Origin of the sequence: Streptomyces lasalocidi, from assembly GCF_005280215.1 — a bacterium.
Lineage (GTDB): Bacteria > Actinomycetota > Actinomycetes > Streptomycetales > Streptomycetaceae > Streptomyces > Streptomyces longwoodensis.
This window is the reverse complement of the sequence record NZ_SZNQ01000001.1, coordinates 4922317-4940528: the sequence shown is the minus strand read 5'-3', so window position 1 is coordinate 4940528 and position 18212 is coordinate 4922317. Positions and strand designations below refer to the sequence as shown.

18 protein-coding genes are annotated in these 18212 nt (G+C 72.5%); 10 read left to right on the top strand and 8 right to left on the bottom strand.

Annotated elements, in window-relative coordinates; all coding sequences use genetic code 11:
- Positions 1-35: 35 nt before the first annotated feature.
- Entirely contained in the window at positions 36-1283 is a 1248-nt protein-coding gene (locus E4U91_RS22405) for a DUF4190 domain-containing protein (RefSeq protein ID WP_137308491.1), read from the bottom strand.
- A 209-nt stretch (positions 1284-1492) separates the two neighbouring features.
- Here E4U91_RS22405 and E4U91_RS22400 point away from each other — a divergent pair, with 209 nt between their 5' ends.
- A complete protein-coding gene (locus tag E4U91_RS22400) occupies positions 1493-2173 on the top strand; it encodes a hypothetical protein (RefSeq protein WP_137308490.1) in 681 nt (226 codons plus the stop codon).
- Positions 2174-2255: 82 nt separating this feature from the next.
- On the opposite strand, the gene E4U91_RS22395 is transcribed toward E4U91_RS22400, so the two are convergent.
- Both E4U91_RS22395 and E4U91_RS22390 read right to left on the bottom strand, forming a co-directional pair.
- Complete coding sequence (locus E4U91_RS22395; RefSeq protein ID WP_137308489.1) at positions 2256-4508, bottom strand: DEAD/DEAH box helicase; 2253 nt, start codon at positions 4506-4508, stop codon at positions 2256-2258.
- An 83-nt stretch (positions 4509-4591) separates the two neighbouring features.
- The gene (locus tag E4U91_RS22390) at positions 4592-5422 is read right to left on the bottom strand and encodes an oxidoreductase (protein WP_137308488.1); all 831 of its coding nucleotides are present in this window, start codon (positions 5420-5422) and stop codon (positions 4592-4594) included.
- Positions 5423-5503: 81 nt separating this feature from the next.
- On the opposite strand from E4U91_RS22390, the gene E4U91_RS22385 reads away from it, so the two are divergent.
- Complete coding sequence (locus tag E4U91_RS22385; RefSeq protein ID WP_137308487.1) at positions 5504-6424, top strand: LysR family transcriptional regulator; 921 nt, start codon at positions 5504-5506, stop codon at positions 6422-6424.
- Positions 6425-6472: 48 nt separating this feature from the next.
- Here the strand turns inward: E4U91_RS22385 and E4U91_RS22380 are convergent, their stop codons facing one another.
- Entirely contained in the window at positions 6473-7891 is a 1419-nt protein-coding gene (locus tag E4U91_RS22380; protein ID WP_137308486.1) for an ATP-binding protein, read from the bottom strand.
- A gap of 185 nt (positions 7892-8076) precedes the next feature.
- Here E4U91_RS22380 and E4U91_RS22375 point away from each other — a divergent pair, with 185 nt between their 5' ends.
- From E4U91_RS22375 to E4U91_RS39620, 3 genes are all read left to right on the top strand, one after another.
- Positions 8077-8796, top strand: coding sequence for a HEAT repeat domain-containing protein (locus E4U91_RS22375; RefSeq protein ID WP_137308485.1), 720 nt, complete (start codon positions 8077-8079; stop codon positions 8794-8796).
- Positions 8797-9024: 228 nt separating this feature from the next.
- Entirely contained in the window at positions 9025-9558 is a 534-nt protein-coding gene (locus E4U91_RS22370) for an SMI1/KNR4 family protein (RefSeq protein ID WP_137308484.1), read from the top strand.
- Entirely contained in the window at positions 9555-9689 is a 135-nt protein-coding gene (locus E4U91_RS39620; protein WP_277755335.1) for a hypothetical protein, read from the top strand. The genes E4U91_RS22370 and E4U91_RS39620 overlap by 4 nt, the downstream gene beginning before the upstream one ends.
- 89 nt (positions 9690-9778) lie before the next feature.
- On the opposite strand, the gene ychF is transcribed toward E4U91_RS39620, so the two are convergent.
- Positions 9779-10867 (bottom strand): redox-regulated ATPase YchF, encoded by a 1089-nt coding sequence (gene ychF / locus E4U91_RS22360; protein WP_137308483.1) that lies wholly within the window; start codon positions 10865-10867, stop codon positions 9779-9781.
- A 708-nt stretch (positions 10868-11575) separates the two neighbouring features.
- Between ychF and E4U91_RS39780 the strand changes: the two genes are divergently transcribed.
- Positions 11576-11923, top strand: coding sequence for a DUF6542 domain-containing protein (locus tag E4U91_RS39780; protein WP_338326676.1), 348 nt, complete (start codon positions 11576-11578; stop codon positions 11921-11923).
- Positions 11924-12136: 213 nt separating this feature from the next.
- Here the strand turns inward: E4U91_RS39780 and ppgK are convergent, their stop codons facing one another.
- Positions 12137-12898, bottom strand: coding sequence for a polyphosphate--glucose phosphotransferase (gene ppgK / locus E4U91_RS22350; RefSeq protein WP_137308481.1), 762 nt, complete (start codon positions 12896-12898; stop codon positions 12137-12139).
- Positions 12899-12944: 46 nt separating this feature from the next.
- Entirely contained in the window at positions 12945-13973 is a 1029-nt protein-coding gene (locus tag E4U91_RS22345; protein ID WP_137308480.1) for a 4-hydroxy-3-methylbut-2-enyl diphosphate reductase, read from the bottom strand.
- A gap of 71 nt (positions 13974-14044) precedes the next feature.
- On the opposite strand from E4U91_RS22345, the gene xseA reads away from it, so the two are divergent.
- The 3 genes from xseA (at position 14045) to E4U91_RS22330 (ending at position 16332) form a co-directional block, all read left to right on the top strand.
- Positions 14045-15253, top strand: a complete 1209-nt coding sequence (xseA, locus tag E4U91_RS22340) for an exodeoxyribonuclease VII large subunit (RefSeq protein WP_137308479.1) — start codon at positions 14045-14047, stop codon at positions 15251-15253.
- Between the two features lie 53 nt (positions 15254-15306).
- Positions 15307-15540 (top strand): exodeoxyribonuclease VII small subunit, encoded by a 234-nt coding sequence (locus E4U91_RS22335; RefSeq protein ID WP_137308478.1) that lies wholly within the window; start codon positions 15307-15309, stop codon positions 15538-15540.
- 201 nt (positions 15541-15741) lie between these two features.
- Positions 15742-16332 (top strand): malonic semialdehyde reductase, encoded by a 591-nt coding sequence (locus tag E4U91_RS22330; RefSeq protein WP_137308477.1) that lies wholly within the window; start codon positions 15742-15744, stop codon positions 16330-16332.
- Between the two features lie 98 nt (positions 16333-16430).
- Here E4U91_RS22330 and E4U91_RS22325 read toward each other — a convergent pair whose 3' ends face one another.
- On the bottom strand, positions 16431-16955 hold the full coding sequence (locus E4U91_RS22325; RefSeq protein ID WP_137308476.1) for a DUF4245 domain-containing protein: 525 nt from the start codon (positions 16953-16955) through the stop codon (positions 16431-16433).
- A 128-nt stretch (positions 16956-17083) separates the two neighbouring features.
- Here E4U91_RS22325 and glpX point away from each other — a divergent pair, with 128 nt between their 5' ends.
- The gene (gene glpX / locus E4U91_RS22320) at positions 17084-18118 is read left to right on the top strand and encodes a class II fructose-bisphosphatase (RefSeq protein ID WP_137308475.1); all 1035 of its coding nucleotides are present in this window, start codon (positions 17084-17086) and stop codon (positions 18116-18118) included.
- Positions 18119-18212 lie beyond the last annotated feature (94 nt).

Below are 18212 nucleotides of genomic sequence, written 5' to 3'. Positions count from 1 at the left end.
TTTGCGCAGGCACTTTCTCCCCGCTGCGGCCGCGCTTACACGCTGGCGCCCTCGCCGCCCGCGTCCGAGCCGGCGCCGCCGTCCTCGGAACCGTCCCGCGACCCGTCGCCGGAGCCGTCGTCGTAGGTGGGCGGGGTGGTGGCCAGCCCCAGGGCCCGGCGGGCGGCGACGGTGGTGTCGCCGTCGACGTACTCGTACCCGGCGTCGTAGTGCTCGTAGTACGCGTCCGCGTCGTCGGCCGCGGCCGCCTTTCCCCACTCCTTCTGCGCGGCCTTCATGTCCTTGACCAGGGCGGCGACGGGGGCCTGTGCCGCGGCCGGCCAGGTGTGGGCGCGCAGGGCGGTGACCTGCGCGCCCAGGGTTTCGTGGACGTCCTGCGCCCAGCCCTGGTTGGTGCCGAGGTCCTCCTCGGCGTAGTCGTCGGGCTCCTGGTAGAGGACCTCGTCGAGCGCGTTCATCGCGTGCAGGAAGGCCAGTTGGTCGGCGTCGAGCGTCGAGGCGTCGGCGCGCAGCGAGGTGGTGAGGGCGCCCGACCCGTCCTCGTCCGCGAAGGTGCAGGTGATCTCGCGGTCGCCGAACTCCCAGGTGTCGCTGGTGGGGGTCAGGTAGTAGACGCTGATGGTGTCGGGCAGGGCCCACGGGTCCGTCGCGTACGCGGTCTGCAGGTCCCAGCAGCGGTCCTCGGCGAGGTCCGCGACCTTGCTGTCGCCGGGGTAGGTGTCCCCGGTGACCGGTACGACCGCGAACACCTCGGCGTCGTGGACGCCGGAGCAGGGGACGGTGTCGACGTCGTAGACCTCGGAGTCGAAGTCGCCCCCCGGCACGTCGAAGCAGTCGCCCTTCTCCAGCGACAGGCTCGCGTTGCCGCTCAAGCCCTCCTTGAAGCCGTCCCACACCGCGGAGGCGGCGCCGGTGCTCAGCGACACGATCCACAGGGCGAGGCCGAGGGACGACAGCACCGCCCCGACGATCGCCAGGGGCTTGCCGCGCTCGCCCTTCCTGCGGATCTGCACGAGGGCGACGATGCCGAGGACCAGGCCGACCGCCGGCAGGAAGCACATGACGCCGAGCACCAACGCGGCGATGGCCACGCCGTTCACGGGCGCCTGCCGGTTGTACGGCGTGTAGCCCTGCCCCCAGCCCGGGTACGGCGCCCCGTACGGGCCCTGCGGGTACGGGCCGTAGGGGCCGCCGGGCGGCTGCGCGCCGGGCGAACTGGGTGCCTGCGGAGCCCGGAACGGGTCCTGCGGCTCGTGCGGCCCGGGGGGCGGGGGTATGGACACGGCTACCGTGCTCCTGCTTTCCAACAGTGGGACCCCGGCGCACACGGGAACGGACGTACGACGCGCGGCCGGGGGAAGGACGACTGGGCGCATGGTAAGCGCGTGAGCGCCCGCGCCGGAACGCGGACCGGGAACCGGACGATCCGGGCGGCGGCGGACGGTATCTGGAGGACCGTCAGGATGTCAGTGACATCGGGTTGGATGGGCCCGTGACCGTCCACGAGATAGCCGGCCGACTCCCTTCCCCCGCCGAGCTGCGGAACCTGTGCCGCTCGCTGGCGATGCTCGACGCGATCCTGAGCCCGGACCTGGAAAGCCGGTACCACTCCTTCGACGCCCGCTGGGCCGACGGCGAGGAGATGGCGTCGATGCGCGACGGCTCGGGGGACGAGTACTCCATCGTGTTCTCGGCGGCCGGGGCCTGCGTTCGCGGGTTCGCCCACGAGGCACCCATGAGCCCCTACCACAACGATGCCGAGCCCTGGCCGGGAGTGATCGACGACGTTCCGGAGGTCTTCAGGCCCTTCGTGGAGGAACCGGCGTTCACCGACGAGGACGACGTCCCCGTCGTGACGGCCTGCCTGTGCCGGGAGGTGACGGATGACCGGTGGCGGCACGGCGTGATCGACTTCCCCGCCGACTGCTCCGACCCCGACGGGGCAACGGGCCTGTTCGGGCTCCTGGTCGACCGCTCACCGGAGGCGTTCCAGCGCTTCGCCGAGGACTACTACGAGGTCCCCATGGACCTGGAAGCGGTGTGCGCCGTCTACGCCTTGCGACCGCTCGACCAGGAGCTCGTGGCATCGCTGAACGGTGAGGTCGCCCTCGCAGACCTGGCCGACGACCTCGCCCAGATCGGCTACCCGCAGCCGGCCCGGGACGAGGCGTGAGCAGGGGCCACACCCTGTCGGCCACCGGACGGCCGGCACCCGACCGTCACCCGGTCCTCCCCGCGGTCGCCGTCCGACCGTCCTACGGTGTCGCGCGTGTCTCCGCGAGTCGTTGTTGCTCCTCCTCCACGATGCGGCGCGCGAGGCCGTCGTCGGAGACGTCGACCGCGTCCGGGGTGGCGTCGGCCGTGTCGCTGCGGCGGGCGTAGGCGTCGAAGAGTCGGTCCTTGTCGGCGAGGATCCGCAGCATCCGGTCGTCGACGCTGTCCGGGGTCAGCAGCCGGTGCACCTGGACCGGGCGGACCTGGCCCATGCGGTGGGCACGGGCCACGGCCTGGTGCTCCAGGGTCGGCTTGACCTGCGGCTCGCACAGCACGACCACGGACGCGGCCTGCAGGTTGAGGCCGACACCGCCCGCCTGGATCTGGGAGAGCAGCACGGCGTGCCCGTCGGCGGCCGTGAACGCGTCGACCATCTGCTGCCGCCGGGCGGCCGGCACGGAGCCGGATATCGGCCCGAAGAGCGCCGTGCCCGGTTCCGCCGGCGGGTCGTCCGGCGTCCCGTCCAGTGGTGTGCCGCCCGGCTCGGGCTCGGCGAGGGCCTCCCGTACGGCTTCCAGCACGTCGCGGAAGTACGAGAACACCACGACCTTCAGGCCGTTGGCGGCCGCCTCCGCGACCAGTTCGCGCAACCGCTCCAGCTTGGCGGACTTCGCGGGATCGGCGTAGGCGGCCCGGCGCATCGCCATGAAGTTCCCCCTGGCGACCGCCGCGCGGTACGCCTCCTCGTCGGCCGCGCTGAACTCCTCCCACTCGTCGACCACCAGCAGCGCGGGCAGCTCGGTGAGCACGTCCTGCTGGTTGCGGCGCAGGTACGCGGGCGCGACCGCCGTGCGGAACGCGTGCGGGCCCGCCACCGCGTCGCTGACGCGGATCGCGGGCAGCAGCCCGGGCTGGAGGAGGCGGACCAGGGCGCGGAACTCCTCGACGCGGTTCTCCATCGGCGTACCCGTGAGGAACAGCACGCGGTCGCAGCGCTCCGTCCACGCGGCGACCGTACGGGCGCGGCGGGTCTCGGGGTTCTTGACGTAGTGCGCCTCGTCGACGACGAGCAGGGCGGGGACGCGGGCCGGGTCCGGGGCCAGCGTGTGCAGGACGTCGAAGGTGGTGACCGCCACGCCCCCGCCCTCGCGCCAGCGCGCGTACGCGTCCTGCCGGTCCGGCCCGTGCACCGGGACGGCCTTGAGGGTGCTGCGGGCGCGGATCTCGCGGGTCCAGTTGATGAGGACGCCGGCCGGGCAGACCACCAGGAAGTGGGTGCGCCCGCCGGCCGCGAGGTGGGCCAGCGCGGCGATCGCCTGGACGGTCTTGCCGAGCCCCATCTCATCGCCCAGGACCACCCGCCGCTGGGCGAGCGCGAACCGGGCGCCGAAGGACTGGTAGCCGCGCAGGGAGACCCGGCGGTGGGTGTCGTCCAGCGGCTGGGCGCGCACCCGCTCGGCGATCTCGGACGGCACGAACCCTTCGGCGGCCGCCGCGTCCGTACGGTGTGCGGAGACCTCGGCGAGCAGGCTGTAGTACTCGGCGGAGCGGACCTCGAAGTCGACCCACGCCTCGATCTCGGAGGCCGGTTGGCGCAGCAGGTCCGCGCCGGCCTGGGCGAGCCGCAGTCGGACCTCCAGGGCGGCGGCCTCCGCGGTCAGCGCGCGCAGCTCCACCGCGGCGGCCAGCGCGGCCTCCCTGCGCTCCCGTCCGGCGAGCGCGAGCCGCAGCCTGCTGACGGTTGGGCGGACCGCGGGCAGCAGCTCGGTCAGCCGGCGTTCGTAGCGCTCGGCGGTGTCGACGGCGCGGCGCAGCTCGGGTCCGGCCTCGACGAGCCGGTACAGCGCGCCGACCAGGGCGGCCGTGCGCGGCTCGGGATGGTCGACGTCGATGCGCACGGAGACGGTCTGCTCCACCGCGCGGGCGATCTGCCGGGCCGCGGCCAGCGCCTGGTCGGCGGTCTGGGCGCCGACGCCGGGGATCTGCCGCAGCTCGTGGCGCTCGGCCTCGTGCACCGCGCGCACCGACCCCAGCCCCGCCGCCTCCAGCGCGCCGAGCCGCAGCCTGCCCTCGGTGACGTCCTTCAGCCGGGCGAGCGGGATCGACTCCAGCTCCTGGGCGACCAGTTCGTCCCGCAGCGGGGCGAGCGCGGACCGTACGGCGTCCAGGGCACGCTGGTGGTCGGCGCGCAGGGTGCGGGCGGCGTCGTACAGCGCCACGCCCTGCGCGTGCAGGTCGCGAGCCCGTCGGCCGACGGGCGCCGCCGCGGCCCCGGCCTGCTCGCTCTCCCCCATGACACCCCCGTACGCACCCGCAGTTCGGCTCGAACTGCCCATGCTCGCACCTGCCGCTGACAACGGGCCCGCGGCGGCCGTGGTCAGTCGTCGAAGGCGGTGGCGCGGCTGCGGTCCTCCCAGGCGGCGATCTCGGCGCGGACGGCGTCCAGTTTGCCGAGGACCGCGGTGACGCCGTCGTCGCCGAGCGGCAGGTGGAGCGGGGTGTCGTCGGCGTCGAGGGCGGCGAGGACGACGGCGGCGGCCTTGGCGGGGTCGCCGGGCTGGCTGCCGTGCCCGCCGGAGACGGCGTCGCGGGTCGCGCGCACCGAGGCGTACACGCCGCTGTCCTCGCTGACGCCGGCCCGCGCGGTCTCGAACAGCGAGGTCCGGAAGGCGCCGGGTTCGACGACGAGCACCTTGATGCCGAACTCCCGTACCTCGTCGGCCAGTCCCTCGGACAGGCCCTCCAGGGCGAACTTGGTCCCGCTGTACGCCGAGAAGCCGGCGAAGGACATCTGCCCGCCCATGCTGCTCATCTGCACGATCGCCCCCGACCGGCGCTCGCGCAGGTGCGGCAGCACCGCGCGCGTGAGCGCGGCGGGCCCGAAGACGTGCAGGTCGAACAGCTCGCGCAGTTCGGCGTCGGTGGTCTCCTCGAAGGCGCCGACGTGGGTGCGGCCGGCGTTGTTGACGAGGACGTCGAGCCGTCCGTGCCGGTCGATGACGTCCCGTACGGCCGCCTCGGCCGCCGCCACGTCGGTGACGTCGAGCCGCAGGGCCTCCACCTGGTCGGGGTGCGCGGCGACGAGGTCGTCCAGCGCCTCGGGCCGCCGGGCCGCACCGACGACCACGTCACCGGCGGCGACGGCCGCCTCGGTGATCGCCCGCCCGAACCCGCTGCTCGCGCCGGTGACCAGCCAGACCTTGTGCATGGGAACTCCTCCTGGATCGCGGTTACGGCACCAGACTGCGCCGGAAAGGAGTTGTGGGTCCAAGACCCATGGTGATAACCGATGGGCATGACCACGGACGTGCACGTACGGGACCTGCGCTACTTCGTCGCGGTCGCCGAGGACCTGCACTTCACGCGCGCGACGGAACGGCTGTACGTCTCCCAGCCCGCGCTGAGCAAGCAGGTACGCGCGCTCGAACGGCAGCTGGGCACCGCGCTGTTCCGCCGCGACCGGCACGGGGTGGAGCTGACCCCGGCGGGAACGGCGCTGCTGGCGCACGCGCGGCGGGTGCTGGCCGCGTGGGAGGACGGCTGGGCGGAGGTGGAGCGGGCGAAGACGGCGCAGCGCAGCACCCTGACGGTGGGCATGAGCACCAGCCCGGGCCGGGGCGGCCTGCTGCCGTCGATCCGCTCCCGCTTCACGGCGGCCCACCCGGAGGCGGAGCTGCGGCTGCGCCAGGTCGGCTGGCAGGACCCGACGGCGGGCCTGGCGGACGGCACGTCGGACGTCGCCTTCGTGTGGCTGCCGCTGCCCGACGAACGGCGCTACGACTGGACGGTGCTCGCCGAGGAACCCCGCCTGGTCGCCCTGCCCGAGACGCACCCGCTGGCCGCGCGCGCCGAGATCGCCTTCGCGGACCTGGCCGACGAGCCGTTCCTCGCGCTGCCGCCCAGCGCGGGCGTCCTGCGCGACCACTGGCTGGCCCTGCCCGAACGCGCCGGCCGCCCGCCCCGCATCGGCGCGGAGATCGCCGGCACGGAGGAGACGTACGAGGCCCTGGTCGCCGGCCTGGGCATCTGCCTGATCGCCGCGGGCAACGCCTCCCTGATCACCCTGGGCGGCGTCGTGACCCGCCCGGTCCCCGACCTCCCCCCGACCCGCTACGCCCTGGCGTGGCGCCGCACGGACGGGGAGCGGCCGCTGGTGAGGGGGTATGCGGGGGCGTGCCGCGAGGCGGTGACGCCGTCGGGGGCCGGGTGACGCGGTGCCGCGCACCGCAGAGGCCGGGCCATGCCCGCGAACCGCCGTTCAGAGCGGCCAAGCCGTCAGCAGGTCGGCCGGGCCGTAGGCGGCGTCGAGTCCCGGACAGTCGATCCCGCTGCGCGAGACCGCCATGACCGGGAGGGGTTCGGCGGTGAGGGCGGCCCGGTGCCGGTGGAGGGCCGCCGCATCGTGCCGGTCGAAGGGCGACTGTTCCAGCCACTTGATGGAACCCACGAAGAGGAGCTCCTTGGCGATGGGTGCCCGGTCCGCCCCGACGATGTCGATCTCGACGTCGTTGGTGCGGGTCCAGTAGCCGCCCACCGCCGGCGCCGCGGGCAGCCGGTCGTCGGGCAGTGTCCGGGCGAGCGCCTCACGGACCAACGGTTCGATCGCCCGGCCGCGCCAACTGGTCCAGTTGTGCCGAACCCGCGCCAGCGTCAGGTCGCCGCGGCCCCGTTCGATCTCCTCGATGGACGGGCCGATCAGGTGCAGCCAGAACCGCAGGTAGGGATCGGCCACCCGGTAGCGGCGGTCCTTCGACGGACGCGGTGACACGGGCAGTTCGGCTGCGACGATCCGCTTCTCCGTGAGCAGCTCCAGCGCTCGCTGCAACGGCGTGGCCCCGATCCCACCGGCCGCGCGGGCGATGTTAGTGAAGGTCCGCTCGCCGCTGCCGATGGCGGCGAGCACCGTCCGTGCCTGGGCCTGCGGCGGGAACTCGGCGGCCAGCGAGCGCTCGGCCGACACCAGCAGGGCCGAGACGGGGTCGTTCAGCGCCTCACCGAGGAAGTCCCAGAGGCCGGCCCCGTGCGGCCACTCCGCGCAGATCAGCGGCAGCCCGCCGGTGACCAGCGCGGCGTCAAAGGCGTCAGCGGGCTCCAGCCCGAGCATCCGCCCGACCTCGGCGGGGTTCAGCGGTCCGAGCACCATCTCCCGGCCGCGCTGGTGGAAGGGGCGCCCGTAGCTGTTCAGGGCTTCCATCATCGACAGATCGGAGCCGATGAGGACCAGCAGCACCGGCTTGGCTTCCAGCACCCGGTCCCACGCCCGCTGCAGCATCCCCTCGAAGGCACCCCCGTCGTCCATCAGGTACGGCACCTCATCGATGACCAGCACACTCGCCCGGTCGGCGGGCAGTGCCGCGGCCAGCACCTCGAACGCGGCGTCCCAGCTCTCCGGCCGTGCGGCGGCCACCAACCCCGCCAGGGGCAGCGTCGACGCCTCGGCGTCCCGGGCCAGCCGCGCCAGATCGTCCCGAGGGGACGAACCCGTCGCCGCGTAGAACAGGAACGGCGCTCCAGACCGCTCCGCGAACCGCTCGACCAAGCGCGACTTGCCCACCCGGCGCCGTCCCCGCAACATGACACACCGCCCGGGCCGCTCCCCACCGACGGCCGCCGCCACTTTCCGCAGCTCCCGCTCGAGCGTGGCCAGCTCTTGCCGACGACCTACGAAATCCACCACCGCGACCCAATCTCAGATAATGTTACTAACGCGCATGTTAGTAACATGCAGATTAGCATCGTGCGCCGAGTGGCTCGGCTGAGACGGCGCATCCCTGCGGGTGGCTGCGGACTGCCCGGGTAGGCGGCCGGGGCGGCGGAGAAACGCATGGCACACCGAAGAGAACGGGCGCGAAACTGCGCGTCATGACCTCCCCCATCGAGGCACTCGTCCAGCAACTCGACGGCAAGGCCGAAGAGTCCTACGACGCCCGCGCGGAGCTGATCTGGATCGGCGCCGACGCCCTACCCGCCGTCATCACCGGCCTGCCCTCCCTCGGCACCTTCGGTCAGCTGACCGCCATCGAGGTCTTCGAAGAGGTCGGGGATCCCCGTTGCGGCCCCGCTCTCATCGGCCTGCTGGACAGCGACAACCCGACCGTTCGCGAATGGGCAGCCATGGCCCTGGCGAGCCTGGAGATCCACGGCGCCGTCGAGCCCCTGCGCCGTGCGTACCGCGCGTGCCTGGAACGGGCGATCCCACCGGACGCGACCGAATCCGTCGGCATCCGCTGGGCGCTGACCGAACTCGGTGCCCGCACCCCTGTCGTCCCACCGCTCACCGCGCATCTGCGCGCCACCACCGCGGACGACGCCCCCGGCTGGCCCTCGGCCCGCATCACCGAGATCATCAACGACCTCGCCGACCATGCCCAGGTGATCCTCTACTCCCAGTTCTGGCGGGTGGACGCCGGTCGCACGTACGGCATCCCCGGGCCTGGGCTGGAGTGGGAACTCGACTGGACCGCACCTTGGGACCACCTGGTCGAAGAGTCCCGTGCCTGGTCCCTGCTGGAAGCCTCCGAAGCTCCCGCCGGTGACGACGTCTTCGTCGCGCTCACCTGGATCGACCGTACGGACCTGTAGCCGGAGTGGTAACCGATGCTGCTCCAGGACCCTGAGTAGATCGGCTACGGCTACGTGATCGGCCTGCTGGAGAGCGGCAACACGACCGACCGCGAGTGGGCGGCGGGTGGGCACTGCAAGGAGGCGTGGACGACGATGGCTGACCTTGTCGTTCGACCTCGACTCGGCTGGAGGTCAATGAGGAGCGGGCAGCGCTGCCAAGCCCGAACCCATCGCTACTGTCTTCGCATGACCACGAACGGAGATCGCCAGTTCCCCGCCGCGCTTGCCGCTGCCATGGCGGTCCGGCTCGAGTGCATCGGCGAGGACGGTGTCGACTTCGAACCCTACGAGTCCTTCCTGTCTGCCGAAGAGACCACCGAGTGGTTCCGCGCGTGGACGGGCAACGGCGAGCTGAACGGCGACAGCTTCCGCGTATTCGGCCAGGATGGCACCGGTGGGTACGCAGCGTTCTGGCTGGTTCGTCCAGGTCGGGAACTGGTGGAGCAGCCCGTTGTCTTTCTGGGGTCCGAAGGAGAGACAGGCGTTGCCGCTCGCGACCTGGGTGCCTTCCTGTGGCTGCTGGCTGACGGCTTCGGCCCGTGGGAAGCAGCCACCTCATACGAGCCCGAGCCGGATTGGGCTCCCCAGGCCAATGGCGACCTGGCGGCTATCGCGGAGCAATTCGCTCCAGACCGCCGCGCGTCGGCCACGGCGATCATCGCGCAGGCCACACAGGAGTTCCCTGATTTCGACGACACCATCATGAAGCTCTGTCGTTGAGCCGGCCCACCCACCTGTGGCCGGACTCCGAGGAACGGACCCGGGCCACGGTCGGCAAGGCGTACGCGCACCAGTCCGCCGATGTCAGCCGCAGGTCGACGAAGCGGCGTAGCCGCTCCCCCGCGCGCTGACCGGCGACAACACACTGCCGACTCCGTGCGGAACGCAAAGGCCGCCCGACCCGCTCAATCGCAGGTCAGACGTCCTTTCGCCGGCCGTGTCAGACGTTGAAGCGGAACTCCACCACGTCGCCGTCCTGCATCACGTACTCCTTGCCCTCCATGCGGGCCTTGCCCTTCGCTCGGGCCTCGGTGACCGAGCCGGTCTCGACCAGGTCGGGGAAGGAGATGACCTCCGCCTTGATGAAGCCCTTCTGGAAGTCGGTGTGGATGACTCCCGCGGCCTCGGGGGCCGTCGCGCCCTTCTTGATGGTCCAGGCGCGGGACTCCTTGGGGCCGGCCGTGAGGTAGGTCTGCAGGCCCAGGGTGTTGAAGCCGACGCGCGCGAGGGTCGCGAGGCCGGGCTCGTGCTGGCCGACCGACTCCAGCAGCTCCAGCGCCTCCTCCTCGTCCAGCTCGGCGAGGTCCGCCTCCAGCTTGGCGTTCAGGAAGATCGCCTCGGCGGGGGCGACCAGGGCGCGCTGCTCGTTCTTGAAGTCCTCGTCGACCAGCTCGTCCTCGTCGACGTTGAACACGTAGAGGAAGGGCTTCGTGGTCAGCAGGTGCAGGTCGTGCAGGAGCTCGGCCCGCTCGCTGCCCTGGAGGATGCCGTGGCCGAAGAGCGTGTCGCCCTTCTCCAAAATCTCCTTGGCCTCCTCGACGGCCTTGACCTTGGGCGCCACGTCCTTCTTGATCCGCGACTCCTTCTGGAGGCGGGGCAGCACCTTCTCGATCGTCTGCAGGTCGGCCAGGATCAGCTCGGTGTTGATCGTCTCGATGTCGTCCTTCGGCGAGACCTTGCCGTCGACGTGGACGACGTTCTCGTCCTTGAAGGCGCGGATGACCTGGCAGATCGCGTCGGACTCACGGATGTTCGCCAGGAACTTGTTGCCCAGGCCCTCGCCCTCCGAGGCGCCGCGCACGATGCCCGCGATGTCCACGAAGTCGACCGTCGCCGGCAGAACCCGCTCCGACTTGAAGATCTCCGCGAGCTTGGCCAGGCGCGGGTCCGGGACGCCGACCACGCCGACGTTCGGCTCGATCGTGGCGAACGGGTAGTTGGCCGCCAGCACGTCGTTCTTGGTCAGGGCGTTGAACAGGGTCGACTTGCCGACATTCGGCAGACCGACGATTCCGATCGTGAGCGACACGTTGCGACTTCCCGTATGTGGTGAGGGCCAGGGGGCCAGGGGACCGGCCGATCCACCAGTCTACGGCGTGCGCGCGCCCGGACCGGCGGAGCTGTCGAACGCTTGGCCACTGTCCCTCCCACGGCGTGTCCCGCGCCCGATTCGGCACATAAGCAGACCTAGGTTGGAGCAGTGGAGCAATACGGAACGCGCCCCTCACAGCAGCACGGAACACGGTCCGGCACCTCGCCCCTGCCACCCCAGTCGGCCCGCGCGGCCGGGGGCGGAGGCAAGGGCGGGAGCAGGAACAGAGGCAGAACCGGGGGTGGGGGTGAGGCGTCGCCTCGGCCGTCGGGCTCGCTGGGGCGTCCGCGTGACGCCGCGCGGGCGGATGCGGCCGGCCGGTCGGACGGCTCCCCGCGCGTCGACGGGGGCGAGGCCTCGGGTGGCTCGCCTTCCGGTCGCTCCCCCGGTTCCCGCCGGCCCCGCCCGGCCCGGCGGACTCCCCGCTCCCCGGGTGCGTCCGCTTCCCGGCGCAGCGGGACGCCCGGCGCCTCCGGGGCCGCTCCCCGTGCCGGCAAGCCCCCGCGGCCCCGGCCCGGCGGGCCGCCCCGGCAGCCGGCCGACGGCGTACGGCCCCCCGCGCCCGCCGCCCCGGAACCCTCCCCGCGCCGGCCGCCCCACGCCCGGCTCACCGCGCTCGGGCTCGGGGTCCTCACCCTGGCGCTGATGCTGGGGCTCGGGTTCCTCGACCGGTGGCTGGGCGGGGCGTCGCTGACGGCGTACGGCGTGCTGTTCCTGCCCGTGTCCGTGCTGACCGCGCTGTGGGTGCGGCCGGGCGACCTGCTGGTCGCGCCGGTCGTCCTGCCGATCGCCTTCGCCGTGGGGCTGTTCCCCGTGGCCGACGGCGACGGGGGCCCCGGGTCGTACGCGATGGGCTTGCTCACCGCGCTCGCCACGCAGGCCGTGTGGCTGTACGCCGGGACGCTGGTCGCCGCCCTGCTGGTGCTCGCCCGCCGGGTGGTCCTGGTCGCCCACCGGCGGGCCCGGAGCCGCCGTCAGCCGGCGGCCTCCTGAGCAACCGGCCCGCGCGAGGTGGCCGTCGGCCGACGGCCCCCTGAGCAAGCGGCCCGCGCGAGGTGGCCGTCGGCCGGCGACCTCCTGGGCGTCCTGCCCACGCGGGGTGGCCGGCGGCCTCCTGAGCGTCCTGCCCGCGCGGGATGGCCGGCGGTCTCTGAGCGTCCTGCCCGCGCGAGGTGGCCGCCGACCGCGCCGAGCGGGCCCGTGGGTTCACCCCTCGCTCTGCCCCTCCCCCTGCGCCGCCCGCATCGCCGCGCCCACGATCCCCGCGTTGTTCTGCAGCTCGGCCGGGACGATCTCCGCCCGGATGCCCTCGACGTGGGGCAGGAACTTGGCGGCCTTGCGGCTGACCCCGCCGCCGATGATGAACAGCTCGGGCGAGAAGAGCATCTCGACGTGGGCGAGGTACTTCTGGACGCGGTGCGCCCAGTGCTCCCAGCTGAGGTCCTCGTCCTCCTTGGCCTTGCTGGAGGCGCGCTTCTCCGCGTCGTGGCCGTGCAGCTCGAGGTGGCCGAGCTCGGTGTTGGGCACGAGGACGCCGTCGGTGAAGACGGCGCTGCCGATGCCGGTGCCGAAGGTGAGCAGGATGACGGTGCCCTTGCGGCCCTTGCCCGCGCCGAAGCTCATCTCGGCGATGCCCGCCGCGTCGGCGTCGTTGACGACCGTCACCGGCAGGCCGCCGAGCCGGTCGGCGAACAACGCGCGCGCGTCCGTGTCGACCCAGCTCTTGTCGACGTTGGCGGCGGTGCGGACCGTGGCCCCGCCGGTGACCACGCCCGGGAAGGTCAGCCCGACCGGTCCCGTCCAGCCGAAGTGCTCGACGACCTGCTGTACGCCGTCGGCCACGCCGTCGGGCGTGGCCGGGTGCGGGGTGAGCACCTTGAAGCGCTCGGCCGCGAGGTCGCCCTTGTCCAGGTCCACAGGGGCGCCCTTGATCCCTGACCCGCCGATGTCCACACCGAAGATCTGCATGGCTCCACGTTACGACGGCCCACCGACGGTCACGGCAGCCCCCGGTTCACTCCGCGGAGTTCGGCTCCGCCACGCCCGCCCCGCCGCGCTCGGCCACCAGGGACGCCGCCTCCGCGCGCAGGTCGCGGCGCAGCTCCTTGGGGAGCGAGAAGGTGATCGACTCCTCGGCCGCCTTGACGATCTCCACGTCGCCGTACCCGCGCGCGGCGAGGAACTCCAGGACCTGCTCGACGAGGATCTCCGGCACGGACGCGCCCGAGGTGACGCCGACCGTGGTCACGCCCTCCAGCCAGGCCTCGTCGATCTCGTCGGCGAAGTCGACCAGGTACGCGTCGCGCGCGCCCGCGAGCTTGGCGACCTCGACCAGGCGCTTGGAGTTGGAGGAGTTGCGGGAGCCGACCACGATGACCAGCTCGGCCTCCGCGCCCATCTGCTTGACGGCGAGCTGACGGTTCTGCGTGGCGTAGCAGATGTCGTCGCTGGGCGGGGAGATGAGCTGCGGGAACTTCTCCTTCAGGGCGTCGACCGTCTCCATGGTCTCGTCCACGGAGAGCGTGGTCTGGGACAGCCAGACGACCTTGGAGGGGTCGCGGACCTCGACCTTGGCGACGTCCTCGGGGCCGTCGACGAGCTGGATGTGGTCGGGGGCCTCGCCGGACGTGCCGATGACCTCCTCGTGGCCCTCGTGCCCGATGAGCAGGATGTCGAAGTCGTCGTTGGCGAAGCGCACGGCCTCCTTGTGCACCTTCGTCACCAGCGGGCAGGTCGCGTCGATGGTGGCGAGCCGGCCGCGCGCGGCCTCCTCGTGGACGACGGGGGCGACGCCGTGCGCGGAGAACATCACGATGCTGCCGGGCGGCACCTCCTCCGTGCGCTCGACGAAGACGGCGCCCTTCCTCTCGAGGGTCTGCACGACGTACTTGTTGTGCACGATCTCGTGCCGGACGTAGACGGGGGCCCCGTACTGTTCGAGGGCCTTCTCGACGGCGATCACGGCGCGGTCCACACCGGCGCAGTAGCCACGGGGGGCGGCGAGCAGGACACGGCGGCCAGGCGAAGCGGTCATGGGTCCCATCGTAAGGCCGCGCCCCGGGGCCCGAAGATCTCCTGCCCCGGGCTGTCGGTGCCTGCCGTTACGCTCGCCGCATGGCTGTGAACACGTCCGCGGACGCCCCGCTGCCCGTCGGTGCGGTGTCGCGGCTCATCGGGGGGTGGATCGACCGGCTCGGCGCGATCTGGGTCGAGGGGCAGATCACCCAGTTGTCGCGGCGTCCGGGCGCGGGCGTCGTGTTCCTGACGCTGCGCGACCCGTCGTACGACATCTCCGTGAGCGTCACCTGCTACCGGCAGGTGTTCGACGCCGTCGCCGACATCGTGGGCGAGGGCGCGCGCGTGGTGCTGCACGCGAAGCCGGAGTGGTACGCCCCGCGCGGCCAGCTGTCGCTGCGGGCCGCCGAGATCCGGCCGGTGGGGATGGGCGAGCTGCTCGCGCGCCTGGAGCAGCTGAAGAAGTCGCTGGCCGCGGAGGGCCTGTTCGCGCCGGAGCGCAAGAAGCCGCTGCCGTTCCTGCCGCAGCTCGTCGGGCTGGTCTGCGGCCGGGCCTCGGCCGCCGAGCGGGACGTGCTGGAGAACGCCCGGCACCGCTGGCCCGCCGTCCGCTTCGAGGTGCGCAACGTCGCCGTGCAGGGCGTGCACGCGGTCCCGCAGGTCGTGCAGGCCGTGAAGGAGCTGGACGCGCTGGACGACGTGGACGTGATCATCGTCGCGCGCGGCGGGGGCAGCGTGGAGGACCTGCTGCCGTTCTCGGACGAGCAGCTGGTGCGTGCGGTCGCCGAGTGCCGTACGCCGGTGGTCTCGGCCATCGGTCACGAGCCCGACAGCCCGCTCCTGGACCACGTGGCGGACCTGCGCGCGTCCACGCCGACCGACGCGGCCAAGAAGGTCGTGCCGGACGTCGGCGAGGAGATGCAGCGCGTGCGCGCGCTGCGGGACCGGGCGCGGCGGTGCGTCGGGGCACTGGTGGACCGGGAGGAGCGCGGGCTCGCCCACGCGCTCGCGCGCCCGGCGATACAGGATCCGCACCGGATGATCGACGAGCGGGCCGACCAGGTCGCCTCCCTCGCCGACCGCGGCCGACGCTGCCTGGGGCACCTGCTGGACCGCGCGGAGTCGGAGCTGACGCACACGCACGCGCGCGTGGTGGCGCTGTCCCCGGCGATGACGCTGCGGCGCGGGTACGCGGTCCTGCAGCGGGCGGACGGGCACGTGGTGCGCGGTCCGGGCGAGGTGACGGCGGACGAGGCGCTGCGCGCCCGGGTCGCCGACGGCGAGTTCACGGTACGGGTCGACGGGTGAGCGAGCCGATGAGGGACACGACGGACAGGGCGGATGACGGACGGGACGGGTCGATGACCGGCAAGGTGGACGAGGCGCTCGGCTACGAGCAGGCGCGCGACGAACTGATCGAGGTCGTGCGGCGGCTGGAGGCGGGCGGGACGACCCTCGAAGAGTCCCTGGCGCTGTGGGAGCGCGGCGAGGAGCTGGCCAAGGTGTGCCGGCGCTGGCTGGAGGGAGCCCGGGCTCGGCTGGACGCGGCCCTCGCGGAGGAGGAAGCCGCGGAGGGGACGGACGAGGACGAGTAGCGGAGCGGGGGTGTGCGGAGCGCCCCCGTCCGGGCCGGCTTCCGGCCCGCTCAAGGCCGCCTCGGCCTGCTCCGGCCTGCCTGTGAAGCCGATCACCACACCCCCACCTTAGTTGAAGGTTGAACTTCTTCGGCGTATCGTCGCAGCCGTCCACCGGTCCGGCGATCCCGCGCCGGACGCACCACCGAGGAAAGTTCCCGCATGTCTCTCGTTCTTGACCCCGCCGCCCAGGACCTGCTGTTCCGCGAGGCCCGCACCGCGAACACCTTCACCGACGAGCCGGTGACCGACGAGCAGGTGCAGGCGATCTACGACCTGGTCAAGTACGGCCCCACCGCCTTCAACCAGACGCCGCTGCGCATCACCCTGGTCCGCTCCGCCGAGGCCCGCGAGCGCCTGGTCGCGCACATGGCCGAGGGCAACCGGGCCAAGACGGCCACCGCGCCCCTGGTCGCGATCCTCTCCGCGGACAACGAGTTCCACGAGGAGCTGCCGACCCTGTTCCCGGCGTTCCCGCAGGCCAAGGACGCGTTCTTCGGCGAGCGCGTCGTCCGTGAGAACTCCGCCGCGCTGAACGCCGCCCTGCAGGCCGGGTACTTCATCGTCGGCGTCCGGGCGGCCGGGCTCGCCGCCGGCCCGATGACCGGCGTGGACCTCGAGGGCGTCCGCAAGGAGTTCCTGGACGACGACCACACCCCGCTGATGGTCGTCAACATCGGCCGCCCCGGGGAGAACGCCTCCTACCCGCGCTCCCCGCGCCTGGCGTACGAGCAGGTCGTCACGACCGTCTGAGCCACACCCGGCACCGCGAAGGCCCCCGGCAGGACGCCGGGGGCCTTCGTCGTGCACGGGCTCGGGCACGGGCGCACGAGGTCGCCCGGCAAGACGCCTCACGCCATCCTGAGCGCGCCCACCATCGTCTTCAGCTGGGCGAACGACCCCGTCCCCGCCACCACCGTGGTCGAGCCGTCGGGGCCCTTCAGGACGAGCGCGTCGTAGCGGCCGCCGGTGTAGCGGGTCCAGGTGCGGCCGGAGATCTCCTCGGTGACCTCGGTCGCCTTCGCGCCCTGGCTCGCGTCCTTGATGAACGCGCCGGGCTTCTGAGTCGACTGCTCGACCGTCACGTACTCCCCGTCGGGGGCGCGGAACCCGAGGTGCCAGGCGTCGGACTTCGCGGCGTCGAAGCGGACCGAGGTGGCCTTCCAGCTCGTCGGCAGCCCCTCCGGCGCGGCCACCGGGTAGGCGGCGGCGCGGCGCGCGGTGAGCAGCTCGATGCGGTAGTCGACCCGCTTGATGTCGGGTTCCTTGTCCTCGTGCGGGAGGAACACATAGATCACCGCTGCCGCGATCATGATCACCCCGAGGGAGAGGACCATGTCCCGGACCGTCTTCTGCTTGCCCTTCGAACCTGCCACGCCCCTATCGTCGCAGGTGCCGGTCGCGCTCATCCGTGGGGTCCCCTGCTCATTTTGTCGGACTGACGATAGAGTCGGAAGGCGAAAACCCTCATCCGGCCGTCGTCGTATCAGAAAGGTGCGCTCCGATGACCGAGAATCATCATCTGCCGTCCGAACTTGACGTTCCGTCCGAGGCCCCGGACCGCAACCTCGCCCTGGAGCTCGTCCGGGTGACCGAGGCAGCCGCCATGGCCGCCGGCCGCTGGGTCGGGCGCGGCGACAAGAACGGCGCCGACGGTGCCGCGGTGCGCGCCATGCGGACCCTCGTCTCCACCGTGTCGATGAACGGCGTCGTCGTCATCGGTGAGGGCGAGAAGGACGAGGCGCCCATGCTGTTCAACGGCGAGCAGGTCGGGGACGGCACCGGGCCCGAGGTCGACATCGCCGTCGACCCGATCGACGGCACCACGCTGACCGCGAAGGGCATGCCCAACGCCATCGCGGTGCTGGCCGCCGCCGAGCGCGGCGCGATGTTCGACCCGTCCGCCGTCTTCTACATGGACAAGCTGGTCACCGGCCCGGAGGCCGCCGACTTCGTCGACATCGACGCGCCGGTCGCGGTGAACATCCGCCGCATCGCCAAGGCCAAGCGGTCCACGCCCGAGGACGTCACCGTCGTCATCCTGGACCGGCCGCGCCACGAGGGCCTGATCAAGGAGGTCCGGGACGCCGGCGCGCGGATCAAGCTGATCTCGGACGGCGACGTGGCCGGGTCGGTCTACGCGCTGCGCGAGGGCACCGGCGTGGACCTGCTGCTCGGCATCGGCGGCACCCCGGAGGGCATCATCTCGGCCTGCGCCGTGAAGTGCCTGGGCGGCACGATCCAGGGCAAGCTGTGGCCCAAGGACGACGAGGAGCGGCAGCGGGCGATCGACGCGGGCCACGACCTGGACCGGGTGCTCACCACGGACGACCTGGTGTCCGGGGAGAACGTCTTCTTCGTCGCGACCGGCATCACCGACGGCGAGCTGCTGCGGGGTGTGCGCTACCGCTCGGAGACCGCGCTGACCGAGTCGCTCGTGATGCGGTCCAAGTCGGGCACGGTACGGAAGATCGACTCCGAGCACCGGCTGCGGAAGCTGCGGGCGTACAGCACGATCGACTTCGACCGGGCCAAGTGACGCGGCGCGGCTGACGCGCGTCGGCTGACGCGGTACGGCCGCCGCCGTCCCAGAAGGGGCGCCCCGGTGCGGAGGGGCGCCCTTTCTGCATGCT

Coding starts and splice junctions, on each gene's coding strand:
- glpX (WP_137308475.1), top strand. CDS start 17,084: ATGACCGAGAATCATCATCTGCCGTCCGAACTTGACGTTCCGTCCGAG.
- E4U91_RS22390 (WP_137308488.1), bottom strand. CDS start 5,422: ATGCACAAGGTCTGGCTGGTCACCGGCGCGAGCAGCGGGTTCGGGCGG.
- E4U91_RS22330 (WP_137308477.1), top strand. CDS start 15,742: ATGTCTCTCGTTCTTGACCCCGCCGCCCAGGACCTGCTGTTCCGCGAG.
- E4U91_RS39780 (WP_338326676.1), top strand. CDS start 11,576: ATGCTGGGGCTCGGGTTCCTCGACCGGTGGCTGGGCGGGGCGTCGCTG.
- E4U91_RS22335 (WP_137308478.1), top strand. CDS start 15,307: ATGACCGGCAAGGTGGACGAGGCGCTCGGCTACGAGCAGGCGCGCGAC.
- E4U91_RS22345 (WP_137308480.1), bottom strand. CDS start 13,973: ATGGGACCCATGACCGCTTCGCCTGGCCGCCGTGTCCTGCTCGCCGCC.
- xseA (WP_137308479.1), top strand. CDS start 14,045: ATGGCTGTGAACACGTCCGCGGACGCCCCGCTGCCCGTCGGTGCGGTG.
- E4U91_RS22375 (WP_137308485.1), top strand. CDS start 8,077: ATGACCTCCCCCATCGAGGCACTCGTCCAGCAACTCGACGGCAAGGCC.
- ppgK (WP_137308481.1), bottom strand. CDS start 12,898: ATGCAGATCTTCGGTGTGGACATCGGCGGGTCAGGGATCAAGGGCGCC.
- E4U91_RS22385 (WP_137308487.1), top strand. CDS start 5,504: ATGGGCATGACCACGGACGTGCACGTACGGGACCTGCGCTACTTCGTC.
- E4U91_RS22370 (WP_137308484.1), top strand. CDS start 9,025: ATGACCACGAACGGAGATCGCCAGTTCCCCGCCGCGCTTGCCGCTGCC.
- E4U91_RS22395 (WP_137308489.1), bottom strand. CDS start 4,508: ATGGGGGAGAGCGAGCAGGCCGGGGCCGCGGCGGCGCCCGTCGGCCGA.